Genomic DNA, 17,892 nt, shown 5'->3' with positions numbered 1-17,892 from the left:
TAGGCTTTTTACGAAAAGGAAGTGCTTCTATTGAACGCTGGGGTGTTAACGTATGAAACGATTAAGGATTGGAAAAATCAAACCATTTTTCAATTCAAAGATGATTTAAAGGGGTTAAATTCGTTTCATGATCAAGTAATGAGAAAAGTAATGCAGGTGGCAATTATTAAGTTAAACAAAGGGATGCCACCTTGTAACTTTTCGTGGTTTGTGACAGGGAGTGGAGGAAGATTAGAGCAAGGTTTTATCAGTGATCAAGATCACGGTATCATTTATGAAGAAGACACTATAGAAAGTAACAGCTATTTTAAGGCTCTTGGGGAGGAGCTTTCGGATGGTCTTGCAATAGTTGGCTATCCTTATTGTAAAGGAAATATTATGAGCTCAAATCCGCTGTGGTGCAAATCAATTGATGTATGGAAAGAACAACTTCTTATTTGGATGGAATCTGAAAGTTGGGAAGCAATTCGTTATTTGCAGATATTTTATGATGCTCGAGTTTTAGAAGGAAAAGTAAATTATATCAGACGATTGAAATCTGTTATATATGAATATCAACGAACGAATCCGAATCTCCTAAAGCGATTTATGGCTAATATTATGCATGTAAAAAAAGTCATCGGACCATTTGGTCAACTTCTAGTAGAACGATACGGTATATATCAAGGTTATTTAGATTTAAAATATTCTGCATTTGTACCGTATGTTAATGCTACAAGATTATTAGCAATCAAAGAGGGTGTATATGAAACTTCAACACTTTCCCGAATGTATCGTTTGATTGAAAAAGAAGAATATGCAGAACTTTTAAGAAATTGCGAAAGAGATTTTGATCAACTATTAAAATATAGACTATTACTAAATAAAGTAGAACGTTACAGTGACACGCATTTTTTTAAAATAGATACGCTTGGGAGGATGGAAAAAAAGGAAATTAAACAAATTGTTAAAAATGGTATAAGACTACATGATGAAATAATCGAGCTCATTGAAAAAGGGTGTTAAATATGGCTTTTGAACCATTTCAACAATTACTAAGATCTATACAAGGAAGAAGTAATACAGGGGGATTAGGAGAAGTTCAAAATGCACAACAAATTGCTTTTTTGCGAGGACTTCAAAAAGAAATGCAGTCAGAAGAAGCATTAACGATTCCGTTATCTAAACTAAATGTGGTTGTATTTGATATTGAAACGACAGGCTTTTTCCCAGAAAAGGGAGATGAAATCCTGTCAATTGGTGCAATCAAAATGAGTGGCTCTTCTATTCATAGGGAAGAAATATTCTATTCGCTTATGCATGTTGAAAAGGAAATTCCTCAGGGTATTGTACAACTAACTGGCATTCAAAATGATGAAATAAAGAACGCTCCGGCAGCATCTGAAGTACTTATTGATTTCATGCGGTTTGTTAAAGAATCATCACTAGTTGCCCATCATGCAAATCATGAAAGGAGTTTTATGCAGTATGCAATTAATCGTTTGTTTAAAATGCCATTTAAACATCGTATCATCGATACAGCCTTTCTGTTTAAAATCGTTGAACGGAATCTTGGTATCGTGAAACTTGAGGATTTTTGTACTCAAAATGACATTCCGATCGTCAATCGCCATAATGCATTGGGAGATGCAATCCTAACTGCGGAACTTTGGAGTCTCTATATTGAAAGAGCAAGAAATATTGGGTGTGATACATTGCAAGATGTTTATGATCGATTTTCGAGATTATGAAAACTCGTTAATTAAAAATTGAAAAGTTAATAAGTAATCTGAAGTATAATTTGAAGCGAATTTCAATATAAACTGTATCTGCTAAAGGATGCGGTTTTTTTCATAAAAGAATCATCAAAAGTGTATCGATTTACAATTGATTACATTAAAAGTTTACATCAGGAACGATTGACTGTATAGAAGCATAGATTAAGAAATATGACACATATCCGAAATAAATTCTAGTCGTAAAGTTAATATAATGCTTATTAGTGTAATAAATATTCTGTTTTGTGCTATAATGTTATTACTATTTAAATAGTAAATGAAAGAAAGGGAAGTGATGTGTATGATGACAATTAACATCTATAAGGAGAATATGCATTATGTTGTAGAGTATGTTTCTAAAATGGGAGAAGGTGTAGTCCTGCATACAAAGGATTCGCTTTATGAGAGTATTTATAAACTCGGTAGACGTATCCATATAAATAATGTTCACTTTCGTATCCCACAGGATTTAAGCCTGCCATTGTTATCCTTCTTATCGATTGAATATCCAGGAGAGCTTTATGAACACAAGATTACAATTACCGATTAAACCCTATCATCTCAATCAAATAATCAACTTGCTTTTATTACAATAAGACAGATGGTCTAACTCGATATTGTTAGATCATCTGTTTTTCTATTGTTTTTTGGCTCTGTTATTTGATATGGTTGATTTTTTATGAATCTACTTGAGAGAAAGACAACGACGCCTTCGGGAAAGCGAGACAGTGAGACCCCACAGTGAAGCGCGGTACGGGCTTCCGAGGAGGCTCAACGCTCGCTCGGCACGAAAGCGCCATCTGGAGCGACTTACTAAGTAAATACTGAGATGAAATATTATCCGAATTATTGATTTGTTTATTTAGAAACTATTCGTATTTTTTAACTATAAAAGCATTTATGAAATTGATTCAAGTAGATGAATATATCATCTTTGATCCTTATAATGCTTAGGAATTGGGAAACTTCCAGCTAATGTATGATCTTTACCATATTGAACATACAAAATGAATGAGTTACATAATAAAACAAAAATTTCTGCAATCCATATTGCGTTTCGTGGTTAGAAAAAAATATTTAAGTTTTAAGGAAAAACCATATTGTTATATAACAATATGGTTTTTTTATTTATCTGTATTAAATTTAATGATTAAAAATCCAAATATGTGGAAGTTTCACCTAATAAGCTTGTATGGGTCAATATGTATTCAATAACCTGATAATTAAGCTAATTTTAAAAGTAAAATATAAATACATTTATATAAGAAGAAGTTCATTCGTACATTTTATTAAGACAAACTCGAGATAGTATAATACAGAAAAAATTTTTAATTTTCTAACGTTTCTGAAGTTAAATTAATGTAGAGTAGAAAATAAAAAAAATTATAAAAAACGAATTGACAGTTTTGAAGAAATCAATTAGTATTAGCCTCAGCATAAATAAAGTTGCTCTTATTAATAACCGTTGAGACTAGGGGTCTAGGATACGGTGGCAAACCAGTCTGGAAAAAACAGATGTTGGGGCTAAACCTGAGCGCAAAATGTACAATGTTTTGTGAACGATAAGAGGATAAGCAGTTGATATTAATCGAAGCTTTCCTTCTAATGGTTGGAGAGCTTTTTTGCATGCTAAAAATGTTATTTTTTAGTAGGAGATGATTTTATTGACTGATAAAATTTTATTTACAACGGAATCCGTGTCGCAAGGACATCGGGATAAAATGACAGATCAAATTTCAGATATACAACATGATATTGATAAAATCGCGCTAGAATCGCTAATGGAAATTTGTTCTACAGATGACCGCTTCGATATCAATGGAAATTTTATTGAGGTGGGTGATTAATAATGAATAGCTTACAAGAACAAACAAAGATAAGAGAATTAGCTCTTTCACAAGAGCGCATGCCATTATTTGAAACATTAGTGAACTATGCAAAAAAGGAAACAACCCCATTTGATGTACCAGGTCATAAAATGGGAGCAAAATCAAGTCCATTGAAGAATGTACTTGGTGAAATGACCATGAAGATGGATGTTAACTCCATGAAAGAATTGGATCTCCTAAGTCACCCTGAATCTGTTATCAAAGAAGCACAACAACTTGCTGCAAATGCATTTGGGGCTGATCATGCCTATTTTTTAGTGAATGGTACCACTTCAGGTATATTAGCCATGATTTTAGCAACATGTAAACCAAATGATGTATTAATCGTTCCTCGAAATTGCCATAAATCAGTGATGAATGGACTTATCTTGAGTGGTGCGAAACCTGTATTTATCGAACCAGAAGTAGACGTTCATTTTGGTATTTCTCATGGTATTTCAGTAAAAAACGTAGAAAAAACGTTATCTGCATATCCAGAAGCAAAAGCAATCTTAGTTACATATCCAACATACTTTGGATCAATGAATGACTTAAGAACCATCTGTAAGATGGCGCATGATCGTGATATTACTGTAATAGTAGACAGCGCACATGGCGCACATTTACCATTTATGCCAGGGCAAATTGATCCTCTCACAGCTGGTGCTGACATAGTTACAATGAGTATGCATAAAACGGGTGGATCGCTTACACAGAGTTCGATTTTACTTTTAAATGAAGGTCGTATCTCCGGTAAAAAGATGCAAAAAACACTGAATTTGTTACAAACAACGAGTGCCAATTATTTGTTGATGAGCTCTTTGGATGTAGCAAGACATGAGCTTGCATTATACGGATATGAGGGCTATAAAGCGTTAAAACCGATTGTTGAAAAAGCAATACATGAAATTGAACAAAAAACATGTTTTGAGGTATTAAAAAACAATTATCTGAAAAACAAATGCTCTCAATCATATGATTGGACGAAACTTGTGATTCGTGTGAATGATTGTGGTTTAACAGGCTTTGAAGTTTATACACTGTTAAAAGAAAAATATCAAATTCAAATGGAATTAGCAGAAGGCTATGTAGTGATGGCAGTTATTACTACTGCTGATGACGAAAATTCATTAGGAAAATTAGTGTACGCTCTTTGTGAAATTGAAAAACTTTATGGCAATAAAAAACCGATTTATTCAACAAATGTAACACCTAAACATGTAAATAAGTTAATGATTACACCAAGAGATGCACATTATGCTGAACACGAATTAGTGCCAATTGATATGGCTAAAGGGAAAATCAGTGCAGACTTATTGATGATTTATCCTCCAGGTATACCACTTGTAATTCCAGGAGAACTGGTTTCAGAAGAAGTAATTCAACAATATCACTATTATTCTCAAACTTTCGGTAATGTTCTTACTGAATCTGATTTAAAAGATCATATTACCGTTGTTAAAGAATAAAACTTAAGTGAATTTGGTATAAAGCGAAACTTCCATTAGTGGGGGGCTTCATCCGTCACTAATGGTTAGTTGAACCAATCGTGCTTTTATGGGCAGTAAGACCCCACCTTGTAAAGAGGTCACTAAAAAGTAAAAATAGATGTAAATTTATGATAAAAATCTGGCTTAGCTACCGTCGTTGAAGTGGAATTAGCGGAGACTCCTGTGGGAAAACGAGCTAGACGAGACCCCGGAGCGCAGCGAGGAGGCTCGTCAGTTCGCCCACGGAAAGCGGAGCTAATTCCACTTCGTTCAATAGTAGATATTTACTGTAATTATTTGAGTTACTATATTTTTTCAGTGGCTTCGTTCTATGCTTTTTGGGGGACCAACCGCCTGTTAGGATTAATATAAAGATAAGACAGCTAAAGGAGAAACTCACAATGCAAAATAAACCATTAAATTTATCAACATTCATCGGATGCGACAACAACTATGAAGAATCAGATGTAGTACTATTTGGTATTCCGTTTGATGGAACAACAAGTTTTAGACCAGGTACACGCTTTGCTATGCAAGCGATTCGCCCTGATTCTTATGGATTAGAATCTTATTCTCCATACCTTGATCGCGATTTAGAAGATATTGCAATCTTTGATGGTGGTGATCTTGAATTACCACTTGGTAATACTCAAAAAACAATGGATGAGATTTTAGATTATACTCGTTCAATAGTAGAGGACAATAAAAAATTTGTAATGGTTGGTGGAGAGCACTTAGTAAGTTTCCCAACAATTCAAGCAGTTTTTGAAAAATATCCTGATTTACATGTAATTCATATTGATGCACATACAGATTTACGTGAAGACTATATGGGAGAAAAACTATCTCATGCTTCTGTCATTCGCCGTTGTCATGAATTCTTAGGAGATGGAAGAATTTTTCAATTCGGAATTCGTTCAGGTTTAAAAGAAGAATTTGAATGGTCAAAAGAGCATACTTATATGGAACGTTTTTCAATCGATACACTTAGCGAAGTTGTGAATGATTTAAAGGACCTTCCTGTATATGTAACAATTGATTTAGATGTATTAGATCCAGGTACTTTCCCAGGCACAGGAACACCAGAACCAGGTGGTATTACGTATAAAGAATTGTTAAATGGAATGCAACAATTATCAAAATTAAACAATATTGTTGCAGCAGATGTTGTCGAATTATCACCACAGTATGATCCTTCTGGTGCGTCAACAGCAGTGGCATGTAAAACAATTCGTGAAATGTTATTAACTGTTGGTAAGTAGTTTTCTATCCTATGTGTAGATTATAGGTAGATAAATCAGAGCTTCATCAAACATTAGTTTAAATGTCATATTAAATAACAGAATATTTAATAGTAAATTTAGCAAAATAAAAAACACTTGGTCATATTTCCAAGTGTTTTTTATTATTGCTCTATAAATGAAAACTTTCTTTCACTATTTTTGCTACATCTTCGGCACTTAAGTTTGTATTGTTAATCTTGATATAGTTTTGGAATTTGATTTCACCTTCAAAGGAATTCAATCTATGTTTCTCCATTGTGCGTTTTAAATCGTTCTCAGACCACTCAATATCTCTTTTTTTAGGTTTGTGTTCAAGTCGATTCGGAGTTTTATTTCGCTCAAGTCTTGCTTCTAAGTCGGCCTCTAACTCAACATAGTAAACAGTGCCTCCTCTGGACTCAAAAAGCTGGGAGAGCTGTTTAACATAATCCCAATCCGACTCCATATCGAACATCCAGACATAAGTGAAAATCATTCCATACAAATTACTTTTTGAAACCTCTTCAAATATCTCCTGACGAAACAAATTTACTAATCTTTTTCCTTCTTTTGTACTGTAATCAAAAAAGTGATTAACCAAGTCAATCGTCATATGGTTATGAAAAAGTTTCATATCCGTTATTTTAGTTAATTCCTGTCCAACTGTCATTTTACCAACCGCCTGTGGTCCAAAAATATGTACAAATTTCATAGACTTCCTCCTAACTAACTTATTATTATCTATTTTAGAAATCTCTAAAATTTTAACATAAATATACAAGCTATCCTAAAAAAGAAAGATTGAGTTTGAATTTTACGATGAACTCACTTTGATTAGATTATAAATTTAATTCAAAGGTCTTAACTGTATTTCAAATTCTTTATGATGGAGTATGTTCTTTGATAAAGCGTAACCTAATTACACTTTGCATAGAACTTTTCATATTAAGCACATAATTAACAATACAATTATTCTATTATTTATATTTATTCATTTATCATTAAATGAACATTCTTGTATGTATCTATTAGAAGATTGTCTAAGTACCAGAAGATGGAATACTAAAAAATGCATACGCATTACCTTCGTGCCATTGTCCTAAAAGGAAGCGAGGGGAGTAAGCACGATACGTGCTTCTGAGGAGGGATTGAACGCTCGCCAGCAGAAAACGCTATCTGAAGCGGAATTTCCGAATCTGAATATTAAAATTTAATGTGTTGAAATGGTCGTATTTATAAACAAAATGGAATTGTTAAATTGATTAATATAAGTTAAATATAGGTAATATACGACTTTATTTGTATTAAAAATAAAAAAACAGATATATTTTTGTAATATTTTTATAGAAAAACTATTACAAAAATTTATATTTATGATATTATATTTATAAATATAAATTAATATATATTCAGAAAATTATAGGAGGAATACTATTGGAAAGTTGGCTCGATTTATATGACAATATGGGGAACTTTTTAGCACCAAGTATGGCAAAAGATCACCCCAACCTACCTGTAGTAAAAGAAGAAGGATGCTATTATTACGGGGCAGACGGTAAAAAATATTTAGACTTTACATCAGGCATCGCCGTTGCTAACACGGGACATCGTCATCCAAAAATCGTGCAAAGCATTAAGGATGCTGCTGATCAATTAATACATGGACCATCTGGTGTTATCATGTATGAATCGATTTTAGAACTCTCCAAAAAACTTGGTGAAATACTACCAGGAGATTTAGATTGTTTCTTCTATGGAAATAGTGGTACAGAAGCGATTGAAGGGGCATTAAAGCTTGCAAAATTTACTACAGAACGTCCATACGTGATTTCTTTTACAGGTTGTTTCCACGGACGCTCAATGGGGGCACTTGGTGTAACAACATCAAAAAGCAAGTATCGTAAATTTATGCAACCATCACATTTGTCTTACCAAATTCCGTATGCAAATGTGAAAGAAGCACCTGTTGGAGTTGACCCTGTCAAATATGTTGTAGACAAGCTTGAACATGATTTTGATCAATTATTCAAACATCAAGTAACACCTGAAGAAGTAGCAGCCGTTATTGTTGAACCAGTACTTGGTGAAGGGGGATATGTTATCCCGCCAAAAGAATGGCTACATAAAATTCGCGAAGTATGTGACCGTCATGGGATGCTACTAATCTTCGATGAAGTTCAAACGGGATTTGGACGAACTGGTGAATGGTTTGCAGCTCAAACATTTGACGTAACGCCTGATATTATGGCAATAGCTAAAGGAATTGCATCAGGGCTTCCATTAAGTGCAACAGTCGCTAGTCACAATTTAATGGAGAAATGGCCAATAGGTTCTCATGGAACAACATTTGGTGGAAATCCAATTGCTTGTTCAGTTGCATTAACGACACTTGAAATTTTCAAAGAAGAAAATCTCATTGGAAATTCAAAAGTAGTTGGTGCATACGCTGTTGAGCAACTAAAAGCAATTCAAGCTAAATACGATTGTATCGGGGAAGTTCGTGCAACAGGATTGATGATTGGCATCGATGTTATTGAACCAAAAACAGGACATGGTGATGGCAATGCACTTAAAAGAATTTTAGATCTAGCGCTTGAAGAAGGTGTATTGTTCTACCTTTGCGGAAACGAAGGTGAGGTAATCAGGATGATTCCACCACTTACAATTACTAAAGAACAAATTGATGACGGGTTAAACATGTTAGATCAAGCATTACAAAAATATACGAATGAATTGAAATAAAGGAGTTTTTAATATGAAAATCAAAAAAAAATGGCTATTTGTAGCAACAGCAGTTTTGGCACTATCACTTGCAGGATGTGGTACAAAAGATACGGGAAAATCAGCTGATAATGGTTCTGGTGATACTAAAGAGAAAAAAGTCTTAGTAATGGGTACAGCAGCAGACTATGCACCTTTTGAATATATCGATGCCAAAGTTTCTGATGATATTATCGGTTTTGATATTGATCTTGCAAAAGCTGCTACAGAAAAAATGGGCTATCAACTACAAGTGAAAGATATGGAATTCAATAGTTTAATCCCTGCACTTCAAGCAGGAAAAGTAGATTTCGTTTTAGCAGGTATGACACCAAATAAGAAACGTGATGAAGTAGTAGATTTCACTAAATCTTACTATGATACAAAAGAATATATGTTAACTAAAAAAGATAGTGGTATTAAATCTGATGCTGACCTAGCCGGAAAGAAAATTGGCGTACAAACTTCATCTATTCAAGAAGATTTAGGGAAATCTTTAGCCAAAAAAATAAAAGGAATTCAACTTGATAGTCGTGACCGTATTCCTGAGTTAGTACAAGAAGTAAAATTAGGCCGTATCGATGCATTAATCACTGAAGATATCGTTGCAGAAAATTACTTAAAACAAAATAAAGACCTATCATACTATGTCATTCAAAACCAAGAAGACCAATCAAAAGCAGCTGCATTCCCAGAAGGTAGTAAATTGACTGCAGAATTCGATAAAGCCTTAGATGAACTTAATAAAGAAGGAAAAGTGGATGAATTAAAAGCTAAATGGTTTAAAGTGAAATAATTTTAAAAATTACATTGCTTCAAAAGCATAAGAGCTTCATTTCTTAATGTAAGTAAAACATTGGGAAGTGAGGCTTTTTTTATGCGTTTTTGTTATTATGGTTCTAAATAATTTATTGGGGGGACTTAAAAATGTTGATATTAAAAACGAAAAATTTATATTTAAGAGAATATCGAAATGAAGATTTACCATCGCTTCATGCGATTTTTTCAGATGCTGAAACGATGAAATATTATCCTGCACCATTTAGTATTGAAAAAACTCGAAAATGGATTGAAACAAATCAAAATAGATATACACAAGACGGGTACGGGTTGTGGTCTGTATGCTTGAAAGATACAAATGAAGTAATAGGCGATTGTGGCCTTACAAAACAACAAGTAGATGGGAAATTTGAGGTTGAAATTGGATATCATATAAACAAAAAATATTGGGGAAAGGGATATGCCACTGAAGCGGCTACAAGTTGTAAAGAATTTGGCCTTAATCAATTAGGTTTAAAAAAATTAATCTGTATCATTGATCCTCAAAATAAGCAGTCAATACGAGTAGCTGAAAAGATAGGCTTTCTATTTGAAAAAGAGGCTTTCGTTTTTAACAAGTTACATAACATTTATTCAATCACGAAGGAACTATAATCATGCTGAGCTGGGAAACATATAAAGAATATTATTCTCATATGAATCCGAAATATTAGTAGGTTGAAAATATTTCGGAAAATAAATATTGCCCGAGGAATAAGGAAAACCGACAAAAATCTTATGTTGAAATGATTTTTTTCGACAAAAAGTTCATTTCTCTATTGAAAATAAACTTTTTTATAATAAATCTTAAAAAAATGCGCATTCTTACTTAAAAAGGACTTTAGTTTTTTTATATTTATGTTATTATATTCATAAATATTAATTCATATATATTCATTATTTGCAGTATACCCGTATTATTATGCAATATTTTCACTACTCAAATAAAAGAATATATAAACCGAAAACACAAACAGAATGGAGCTTTTCAACATGAAAAAGAAATGGTTATTTGCAGCAGCAGCTATATTATCATTGTCATTAGCAGGATGTGGGTCTAATTCAAGCAAAACGGCAACTGATAACACTAGCGATCAAAACAAAAAAGTATTAGTAATGGGTACATCAGCAGACTTTGCCCCATTTGAATATATCGATGCAACAAAATCAGATGAAATTATCGGTTTTGATGTCGATTTAGCAAATGCTGTTGCGAAGAAAATGGGTTATCAATTAAAGATTCAAGACATGGAATTCAATAGTTTAATTCCAGCTGTACAAGCCAAAAAAATTGATTTTTCAATGGCTGGTATTACACCAAACCCAGAACGTGCAACAGTAGTCGATTTCACTGATTCTTATTACGATACACATGATTATCTAATTACAAAAAAAGATACTAAATTCGATAAAATTGATGATTTAAAAGGGAAAAAAATTGGAGCTCAAGTTTCATCTATTGAAGAAGATACTGCAAAATCTATCTCTAACAAAGTGAGTGGTGTAAAAGTTGAAACCCGTGACCGTGTTCCTGAGCTTATTCAAGAAGTTAAATTAGGAAGACTAGATGGGATTGTTCTTGAAGATATAGTTGCAGAAAACTATGTAAAACAAAACCCAGATTTAAAATACTCAGCAATCCAAGGCGTTGAAAACCAAAAGAAAGCAGCTGCATTCCCAAAAGGAAGCAAATTGGTTAAAGAATACAACAAAGCAATAAAAGAGCTAAACGATGCTGGAGAAATCGATAAAATGAAAGCGAAATGGTTCAAAGTAAAGTAATTTAGGGAAAGAGGTTATTTAGATGAATTTGGATTTCACACCAATTATACCTTCGATCCCTTATATCCTTAAAGGGATTGGAGTTACATTAGAAATTGCTGCAATTGCGTGTGTGCTCGGTTTCATCCTAGGAGTATTACTTTCGCTAGTCAAATTAAGTGGCATTAAGCCACTAAAATGGCTAGCCGATTTTTATACTTCTGTATTCCGTGGTACACCACTTGTATTACAATTAATCATCATTTATATGGGGATTCCACAAATGTTCCCAGAAATCAAAATTGACCCTATGCCAGCTGCAATTCTAGCATTCTCTTTAAATTCAGCAGCATATATCTCCGAAATTATTCGCGGTGGTATTATGGCAGTGGATAAAGGACAAAGCGAAGCAGCACAAGCTCTTGGTGTCTCTTATTCTAGTATGATGAAAGATATTATCTTACCACAAGCTTTAAAAAATATTATACCTGCACTAATGAATGAGTTTATTTCATTAACAAAAGAATCAGCGATTGTGACAGTTATTGGTGCACTTGATATTATGCGTCGTGCCTATATTGTTGGTGGTGCAACATTCCACTACATTGAACCATTACTTATTGCTGGTGTAATCTATTATATTATTGTATTAGTTCTATCATATGCAGGTAAATTGGTTGAGAAAAGGATGAGAATAAGTGATTAATGTACAAGATTTGCACAAATCGTTTGGTAAAAATGACGTTCTTAAAGGCATTTCAACAACGATTCAAGATGGCGAGGTCATCGCAATCATTGGTCCTTCTGGTTCTGGTAAATCAACCTTCCTACGTTGCATTAACTTACTAGAAACTCCGACAAGTGGTAAAATCGTCATCAATAATCAAGATGTTACTGAGAAAAAAACGAACTTGATGAAAGTACGCGAAAAAGTTGGAATGGTATTTCAACATTTCCATCTATTCCCGCACAAAACGGTGATGGAAAACTTAATATATGCACCAATGAAAGTGAGTAAATTATCCAAAGCTGAAGCAGTTAAACGTGGTGAGGAATTGCTTAAACAAGTTGGTCTATTTGAAAAGAAAGACGAATATCCAAATCGTCTTTCAGGTGGTCAAAAACAACGTGTTGCCATTGCTAGAGCATTGGCAATGCAACCTGATATTATGTTATTTGATGAACCAACGTCAGCTCTTGACCCGGAAATGGTAAAAGAAGTGCTAGAAGTTATGAAGTCTTTAACAAAAACAGGCATGACCATGTTAATCGTAACTCATGAAATGGGCTTTGCTCGTGAAGTAGCGGATCGTGTATTCTTCTTAGATGGTGGTCATTTAATCGAAGATGCAGCACCACAAGAATTCTTTAATAATCCTTCTACACAACGCGCGAAAGATTTTTTAGAAAAAGTTCTATAATAATTGTAGTAATGGAAATTAAATATTAGAGGCACCTAATAATCCTTTGTGATTAAGGGTGTCTTTTTATTTACGAGCACTTTGGTTAAAATAGCCTAGGGAATAAAAAATTCTATTTGCAAAAATAGAACCTTTACGCAACAATAGTAATAAGATTTTTTTGCAAATACGTAAAGATAGTTAAGGAGTAATAAAAGTGATTATAAGACAAGTAGAAATGGAAGATTTTGATCGAATAATGGAAATAGAGCAATTAAGTTTTACACCCGAAGAAGCAGCTACAGAGGTGGCTTTCGTGAACCGTATTCGTATGATTCCAGATAGCTTCTTAGTTGCAGTAGAAGAAGGAGAAATCGTTGGATTTATAAATGGGCCTGTCATGGACAATGTATACATTACAGATGATTTATTTAGTGAAACAAAAGAAAACCCAGAAAATGGCGGAGTGCAAAGTATTCTTGGACTAGCTGTACATCCAACACATCGGAAAAAGGGAATTGCATCAAAATTATTATCTTATCTTGAAAAGGATGCAGCTTTGAAGAATCGTACAGCTGTGACTTTAACATGTTTAGATGCTTTAATACCATTTTACGAAAAACATAGCTATCAAAACGATGGTGTTTCAGAATCTGAACATGGTGGAGAAGAATGGTATAACATGACAAAGCATTTGTAATTCACTCGCATAAAATACAATAGATTAGGAGTTGAGTAGGGTGAATAATAATATTCGTTTAGTAGATCCAACGGTAGGGTCAAAAGCTGAATCTCTCTTTTATGAAGAATGAAAAGTAATTGATGAGAAATGATTCCATGGGTAATACGAAAAAAACCATCGAACTTTAAAGAAATGGTTCAGTTTCTCATGGATAATAAAAATGGCAAAAACCTGCCAACATGGTGGGTACATGACTCAACTTACTAGCTAATTAATGAGAACAACCGAGTACTAGGTGCAGTCAAATTTCGTCATGGATTAACGGAGGATTTACTTAATCGTGGAGGACATATTGAATGTGGAATTCGACCTTAAGTAAGAAGAAACAGCTACGCCACAAAAATTTTAGTTTTGGCACTTAAAAAAATAAAAGGACTTGATATTCATCGAGTATTAGTATGCTGTGATGCAACAAATATAGGTTCTGAAAAAACGATATTAATTACGGCGGAATTCAAGATAAAGACTTTATCGAAGAAGATGGGAACAAATTTCAGTTTTTTTTGATAGTATAAAGGAAGAATGTGGATTTAAAATGAAAGAGGAAAATAAAGATAAGACTAAGATGAGTGTTAAGCAACAGCTTTTGTTAGGAATTATACTCATTTTTATGATAATTAGTTTTGTTCTTAGCGTATTTTTAGGTATTGATTCTAAATGGTTACACCTCTTTGATCTATTTATTTGTGTACTTTGGGGAATTTTATTGTTTGGAATGGTAAAAAAACGAATGGATTTAGCTAAAAGTTTTTGATTTATACTTGTAGGCTATTACGTAACAAGCACTTGCTTATTGTGCTAACGGGGCAGTACAGATTAATAAGGTAACATGATCATATAAAAGTATTATAGAGCTGTATAATTATACTCATTTATTAGATTGAGGTGAAAACATTGATTTTAGTAAGTTCGTGTTTAGCGGGGTTAAAGGTTAGATATAATGGTACGCACAGTTTAGATAATAAAATACAGAAACTATTGATTGAAAATAGAGCAATCACTGTTTGCCCAGAATTACTTGGAGGCTTTTCAACTCCGAGAGAGCCAGCTGAGATAATTGGTGGTGACGGAGAAGATGTGCTCAACGGAAATGCAAAAGTTGTGGAAAAATCGGGTAGAGATGTAACAGAGCTATACATAAAAGGAGCATATTTAACACTAAAAAAAGCTCAAGAGGTTTGTGCAACAATTATAGTTTTAAAAGAGTACAGTCCATCCTGTGGAAGTTCGATGATTTATAACGGTGAATTTAAAGAGAAGAAAATGGTTGGAAATGGTGTTACCACTGCATTACTAAAAAGAAACGGTTTAAGAGTTATTTCAGAAGAAAACTTTACTGATTTTCTTGACGAAATTATTTAAGTAATTTTGGTGATGAATTTCCTTTGGAAGTAGTTATGAAAGTCTTGAAGATTATGGTCATTAATTCAGTACTTACCATAACACGGAAGCCTTCTTGTTCGACTAATATACAGGTGATTGAGTTATGGATAAATTCTATTTATAAACAATTAAATGGATAAAAATGTTAAAATAGATTAGGGATTATTCAAAATTAAACCGTATTAAAAAATGTGAAATTTAGAAAGGAAGTAATATGAAGAGAATACTCTTGAAGTATATGACTAAATTTACTTCACTCGGTGAAGAAGAACAACGAGCAATCTCTGAAAGTGTACAAGTTGAGGAATTTAAAAAAGGAGCATACCTTCTTAGACAAGGAGACCTTCCTGGCATTAAATGTTATTTTGTATTAATGGGGTGTGTCAGACAGTTTTTTATAGATGAATCTGGCAAAGAGGTCACATCAAATTTTTTCACAGAAGAACAAGCTATTCCAATTTTCAATGATCAAAAACAAGATGAGCTATCAAAGTATTCATTGACGTGCTTAGAAGACTGCATATTGGTTGTTGGCGATATTGATTCGGAAAAAACAATGTTTACTAAATACTCTCAATTGGAAACCATGGTACGCAAAATGATGGAGATAAACCTTGGTGAAGTACAAGAACAATTCGCAGAATTTATCAATTCTTCTCCTGAGGAACGCTACCTAGAAATTTTAAGGAAACGTCCTCATTTAGTTAATCGTGTACCACAGCATCAATTGGCTAGTTATCTTGGAATTACTCCTGAGTCATTAAGTAGAATCAAGAAGAGAATTAAACAAAATAAATTTTAACCAGAGGTCATTCACTTTTAGGAACTTTTCCTCCTTTAAACAGCATCCATATACCAAAGCCTAACTCACCCAGAATCATTGGTACACTAAGTATCGATTCAAGTATTGTGGTGATCCCATCGAATTTTGGAAGAAACGTGTGATTAAAGTGAATGATAATATAACCGATTGAGGCAATTAACAATAGTAAGCTAACGACCTTAGGAATGATGTCTGATTGGAACGATAAGTACCCCACAATCATTAAATGCCCTCCAAAAATGATTAATCCAACTGACCATATAAAATGAAATGCTTTTAAAAATAGCATGACAGAAGCTTCAAGTTGATTGATTTTGAATGAGGAAAAATATTCTGTATTACTTGTTAGAATCGATATGAAAATTAAATTTAGTATGGCAATTCCCAGGATACCAGCATAAATTAGGCGGAGCCATGCACCTAATAATGAAATTGGTTTATTTAGTGGCTTCAGGAATATATAGAAACTCCATGCGACCACAATGTCACATATTAAGATGATAAGCCAACCTACAATTCCAGCATTAAAAAGTGTACTTGAAGACTTGATGTTATGAAAAGTGGTGATAACATCTCCTTCAACTATAAGATTTTCAAGAACATATCCATAGGAAAAAAATGCAGCAAAGGTCATAAACATTAGGGCGATGCCAGCAGTTAGAGCATATTTACGCAGATTCGATTGTTCATTTGCAAAATTATTCATATAATAATCTCCTTGTTTTTATTTTATTTAATTGTAATAAGGAGACTAAAAACTTTCATTGACTTAAGTTAAGTTCTAGAGAAATTTGAGATTTTTTTATGGAGGTTATTGTTAAACAGGGAAGTGGAATATTAAGTGTTTTTGAAGTAATGTACTTAATCGAACAGGGGCTTTAAAGTGTAACATTAAAAAACACTCAGAGCGATATTTACTCTGAGCGTCGACCAAGTAATTGATAAAATTTGTAAATGAAATCGTATCTATTCTTCTTCACCATAACCGTACCAAAGAATAGCAGCTTTAAATGAATTCAATTGGTACATAATTGTCATGGCAAGATAAATCATTGCAGTAGGCTCATTAACTTGGAATATAATATAGACTTGAAGAATGATATTAATAAAGTTCGCCAAAATCCAACCCAGCCAAGAGACAGCCTTACCTTCTACCATTAAATATTGAGAAATTACCTGCACCAAGAAAACGGCAATATTTAGAATGATAACCCATATAGGTGCGTTTTCAGGTAATATTGTACCACTGTAGAAATAAAGAACAATTGCACCAACTATACTAATAATTACCGATATATATAAATTAGATCTTGTTACTTTAGTAACTTCTATTTCTTTATCTAGTGTAAAATATCCTTTTAAATAAAGAACACCGCAGTATAACCCAACAAAAACATTTCCTAGTAGGCCAAATTTATAGTTGTTGAATGTATCAAACCCGGCACCAACAACACCAAGAGCACTGGCTAGTTGTCCTTTTTGATTAGCAAATAAGTTCACTATAACTAATCCTAAAATTCCACCTACACAAGATGTAACAAGTAATAGATTAACTGAGCCTTCGTAGCTATAATAAGTACTCCAAAGAACTAAAACGATCCCAACGATTAACCAGACGATATCCCAAGTTTTACTTTTTAATACTTTATAAAGAGTCGATTTCATCTTTTACCTCCATTTAGTAACTTATATAATGCTTGAATCTTCATTAACTAATCTGTATGAGTGATTCTTACATAATATTTATTAATTTCAAATAATTCCAATTAATATTACTATTACTCTATAAAGAAATCAATATAATGTAACAATTATACAAAATATAAA

General features: G+C 33.1%; 19 protein-coding genes. 16 read left to right on the top strand and 3 right to left on the bottom strand.

Annotated features, from left to right (window positions below; all coding sequences use genetic code 11):
* Positions 1 to 30: 30 nt before the first annotated feature.
* The 6 genes from Q8X41_RS02565 to speB all read left to right on the top strand — a co-directional run bounded on the left by Q8X41_RS02565 (position 31) and on the right by speB (position 6,377).
* Positions 31 to 1,005 carry a DUF294 nucleotidyltransferase-like domain-containing protein gene (locus tag Q8X41_RS02565; protein ID WP_397538699.1) on the top strand — a complete coding sequence of 325 codons (975 nt, stop codon included), beginning with the start codon at positions 31 to 33 and terminating at the stop codon, positions 1,003 to 1,005.
* Between the two features lie 2 nt (positions 1,006 to 1,007).
* The gene (locus tag Q8X41_RS02560) at positions 1,008 to 1,730 is read left to right on the top strand and encodes an exonuclease domain-containing protein (RefSeq protein WP_397538698.1); all 723 of its coding nucleotides are present in this window, start codon (positions 1,008 to 1,010) and stop codon (positions 1,728 to 1,730) included.
* Positions 1,731 to 2,058: 328 nt separating this feature from the next.
* The gene (locus Q8X41_RS02555) at positions 2,059 to 2,307 is read left to right on the top strand and encodes a hypothetical protein (protein WP_397538697.1); all 249 of its coding nucleotides are present in this window, start codon (positions 2,059 to 2,061) and stop codon (positions 2,305 to 2,307) included.
* 1,114 nt (positions 2,308 to 3,421) lie between these two features.
* Positions 3,422 to 3,604, top strand: a complete 183-nt coding sequence (locus Q8X41_RS02550; RefSeq protein ID WP_397538696.1) for a hypothetical protein — start codon at positions 3,422 to 3,424, stop codon at positions 3,602 to 3,604.
* Positions 3,605 to 3,606: 2 nt separating this feature from the next.
* Positions 3,607 to 5,094: an aminotransferase class I/II-fold pyridoxal phosphate-dependent enzyme gene (locus Q8X41_RS02545; RefSeq protein ID WP_397538695.1), complete on the top strand. Its 1,488-nt coding sequence runs from the start codon at positions 3,607 to 3,609 to the stop codon at positions 5,092 to 5,094.
* Between the two features lie 422 nt (positions 5,095 to 5,516).
* On the top strand, positions 5,517 to 6,377 hold the full coding sequence (gene speB / locus Q8X41_RS02540; RefSeq protein WP_397538694.1) for an agmatinase: 861 nt from the start codon (positions 5,517 to 5,519) through the stop codon (positions 6,375 to 6,377).
* 151 nt (positions 6,378 to 6,528) lie between these two features.
* Here speB and Q8X41_RS02535 read toward each other — a convergent pair whose 3' ends face one another.
* A complete protein-coding gene (locus tag Q8X41_RS02535; protein ID WP_397538693.1) occupies positions 6,529 to 7,089 on the bottom strand; it encodes a shikimate kinase in 561 nt (186 codons plus the stop codon).
* Positions 7,090 to 7,811: 722 nt separating this feature from the next.
* On the opposite strand from Q8X41_RS02535, the gene Q8X41_RS02530 reads away from it, so the two are divergent.
* The 10 genes from Q8X41_RS02530 to Q8X41_RS02485 all read left to right on the top strand — a co-directional run bounded on the left by Q8X41_RS02530 (position 7,812) and on the right by Q8X41_RS02485 (position 16,044).
* Entirely contained in the window at positions 7,812 to 9,119 is a 1,308-nt protein-coding gene (locus Q8X41_RS02530) for an aspartate aminotransferase family protein (protein WP_397538692.1), read from the top strand.
* A gap of 13 nt (positions 9,120 to 9,132) precedes the next feature.
* Positions 9,133 to 9,933: a transporter substrate-binding domain-containing protein gene (locus Q8X41_RS02525; protein ID WP_397538691.1), complete on the top strand. Its 801-nt coding sequence runs from the start codon at positions 9,133 to 9,135 to the stop codon at positions 9,931 to 9,933.
* A 131-nt stretch (positions 9,934 to 10,064) separates the two neighbouring features.
* The gene (locus Q8X41_RS02520) at positions 10,065 to 10,571 is read left to right on the top strand and encodes a GNAT family N-acetyltransferase (RefSeq protein WP_397538690.1); all 507 of its coding nucleotides are present in this window, start codon (positions 10,065 to 10,067) and stop codon (positions 10,569 to 10,571) included.
* Between the two features lie 378 nt (positions 10,572 to 10,949).
* Positions 10,950 to 11,738: a transporter substrate-binding domain-containing protein gene (locus Q8X41_RS02515; protein WP_397538689.1), complete on the top strand. Its 789-nt coding sequence runs from the start codon at positions 10,950 to 10,952 to the stop codon at positions 11,736 to 11,738.
* 22 nt (positions 11,739 to 11,760) lie between these two features.
* Positions 11,761 to 12,423 (top strand): amino acid ABC transporter permease, encoded by a 663-nt coding sequence (locus Q8X41_RS02510; protein ID WP_397538688.1) that lies wholly within the window; start codon positions 11,761 to 11,763, stop codon positions 12,421 to 12,423.
* On the top strand, positions 12,416 to 13,138 hold the full coding sequence (locus Q8X41_RS02505; RefSeq protein ID WP_397538687.1) for an amino acid ABC transporter ATP-binding protein: 723 nt from the start codon (positions 12,416 to 12,418) through the stop codon (positions 13,136 to 13,138). The genes Q8X41_RS02510 and Q8X41_RS02505 overlap by 8 nt, the downstream gene beginning before the upstream one ends.
* 217 nt (positions 13,139 to 13,355) lie before the next feature.
* The gene (locus Q8X41_RS02500) at positions 13,356 to 13,817 is read left to right on the top strand and encodes a GNAT family N-acetyltransferase (protein WP_397540186.1); all 462 of its coding nucleotides are present in this window, start codon (positions 13,356 to 13,358) and stop codon (positions 13,815 to 13,817) included.
* Positions 13,818 to 14,394: 577 nt separating this feature from the next.
* Complete coding sequence (locus tag Q8X41_RS02495; RefSeq protein ID WP_397538686.1) at positions 14,395 to 14,613, top strand: hypothetical protein; 219 nt, start codon at positions 14,395 to 14,397, stop codon at positions 14,611 to 14,613.
* 140 nt (positions 14,614 to 14,753) lie between these two features.
* Positions 14,754 to 15,221, top strand: a complete 468-nt coding sequence (locus Q8X41_RS02490; protein WP_397538685.1) for a DUF523 domain-containing protein — start codon at positions 14,754 to 14,756, stop codon at positions 15,219 to 15,221.
* 235 nt (positions 15,222 to 15,456) lie between these two features.
* Positions 15,457 to 16,044 carry a Crp/Fnr family transcriptional regulator gene (locus tag Q8X41_RS02485; protein ID WP_397538684.1) on the top strand — a complete coding sequence of 196 codons (588 nt, stop codon included), beginning with the start codon at positions 15,457 to 15,459 and terminating at the stop codon, positions 16,042 to 16,044.
* Positions 16,045 to 16,051: 7 nt separating this feature from the next.
* Here the strand turns inward: Q8X41_RS02485 and Q8X41_RS02480 are convergent, their stop codons facing one another.
* Entirely contained in the window at positions 16,052 to 16,771 is a 720-nt protein-coding gene (locus Q8X41_RS02480) for a DUF4386 domain-containing protein (protein ID WP_397538683.1), read from the bottom strand.
* A gap of 260 nt (positions 16,772 to 17,031) precedes the next feature.
* Positions 17,032 to 17,730, bottom strand: a complete 699-nt coding sequence (locus Q8X41_RS02475; RefSeq protein WP_397538682.1) for a nicotinamide mononucleotide transporter — start codon at positions 17,728 to 17,730, stop codon at positions 17,032 to 17,034.
* Positions 17,731 to 17,892 lie beyond the last annotated feature (162 nt).

It is taken from the genome of Rummeliibacillus pycnus (assembly GCF_044359855.1).
GTDB classification, from domain to species: Bacteria; Bacillota; Bacilli; order Bacillales_A; family Planococcaceae; genus Rummeliibacillus; species Rummeliibacillus pycnus_A.
Note: the sequence above shows the minus strand (reverse complement) of the source record. Positions and strands in the feature narration are given on the sequence as shown.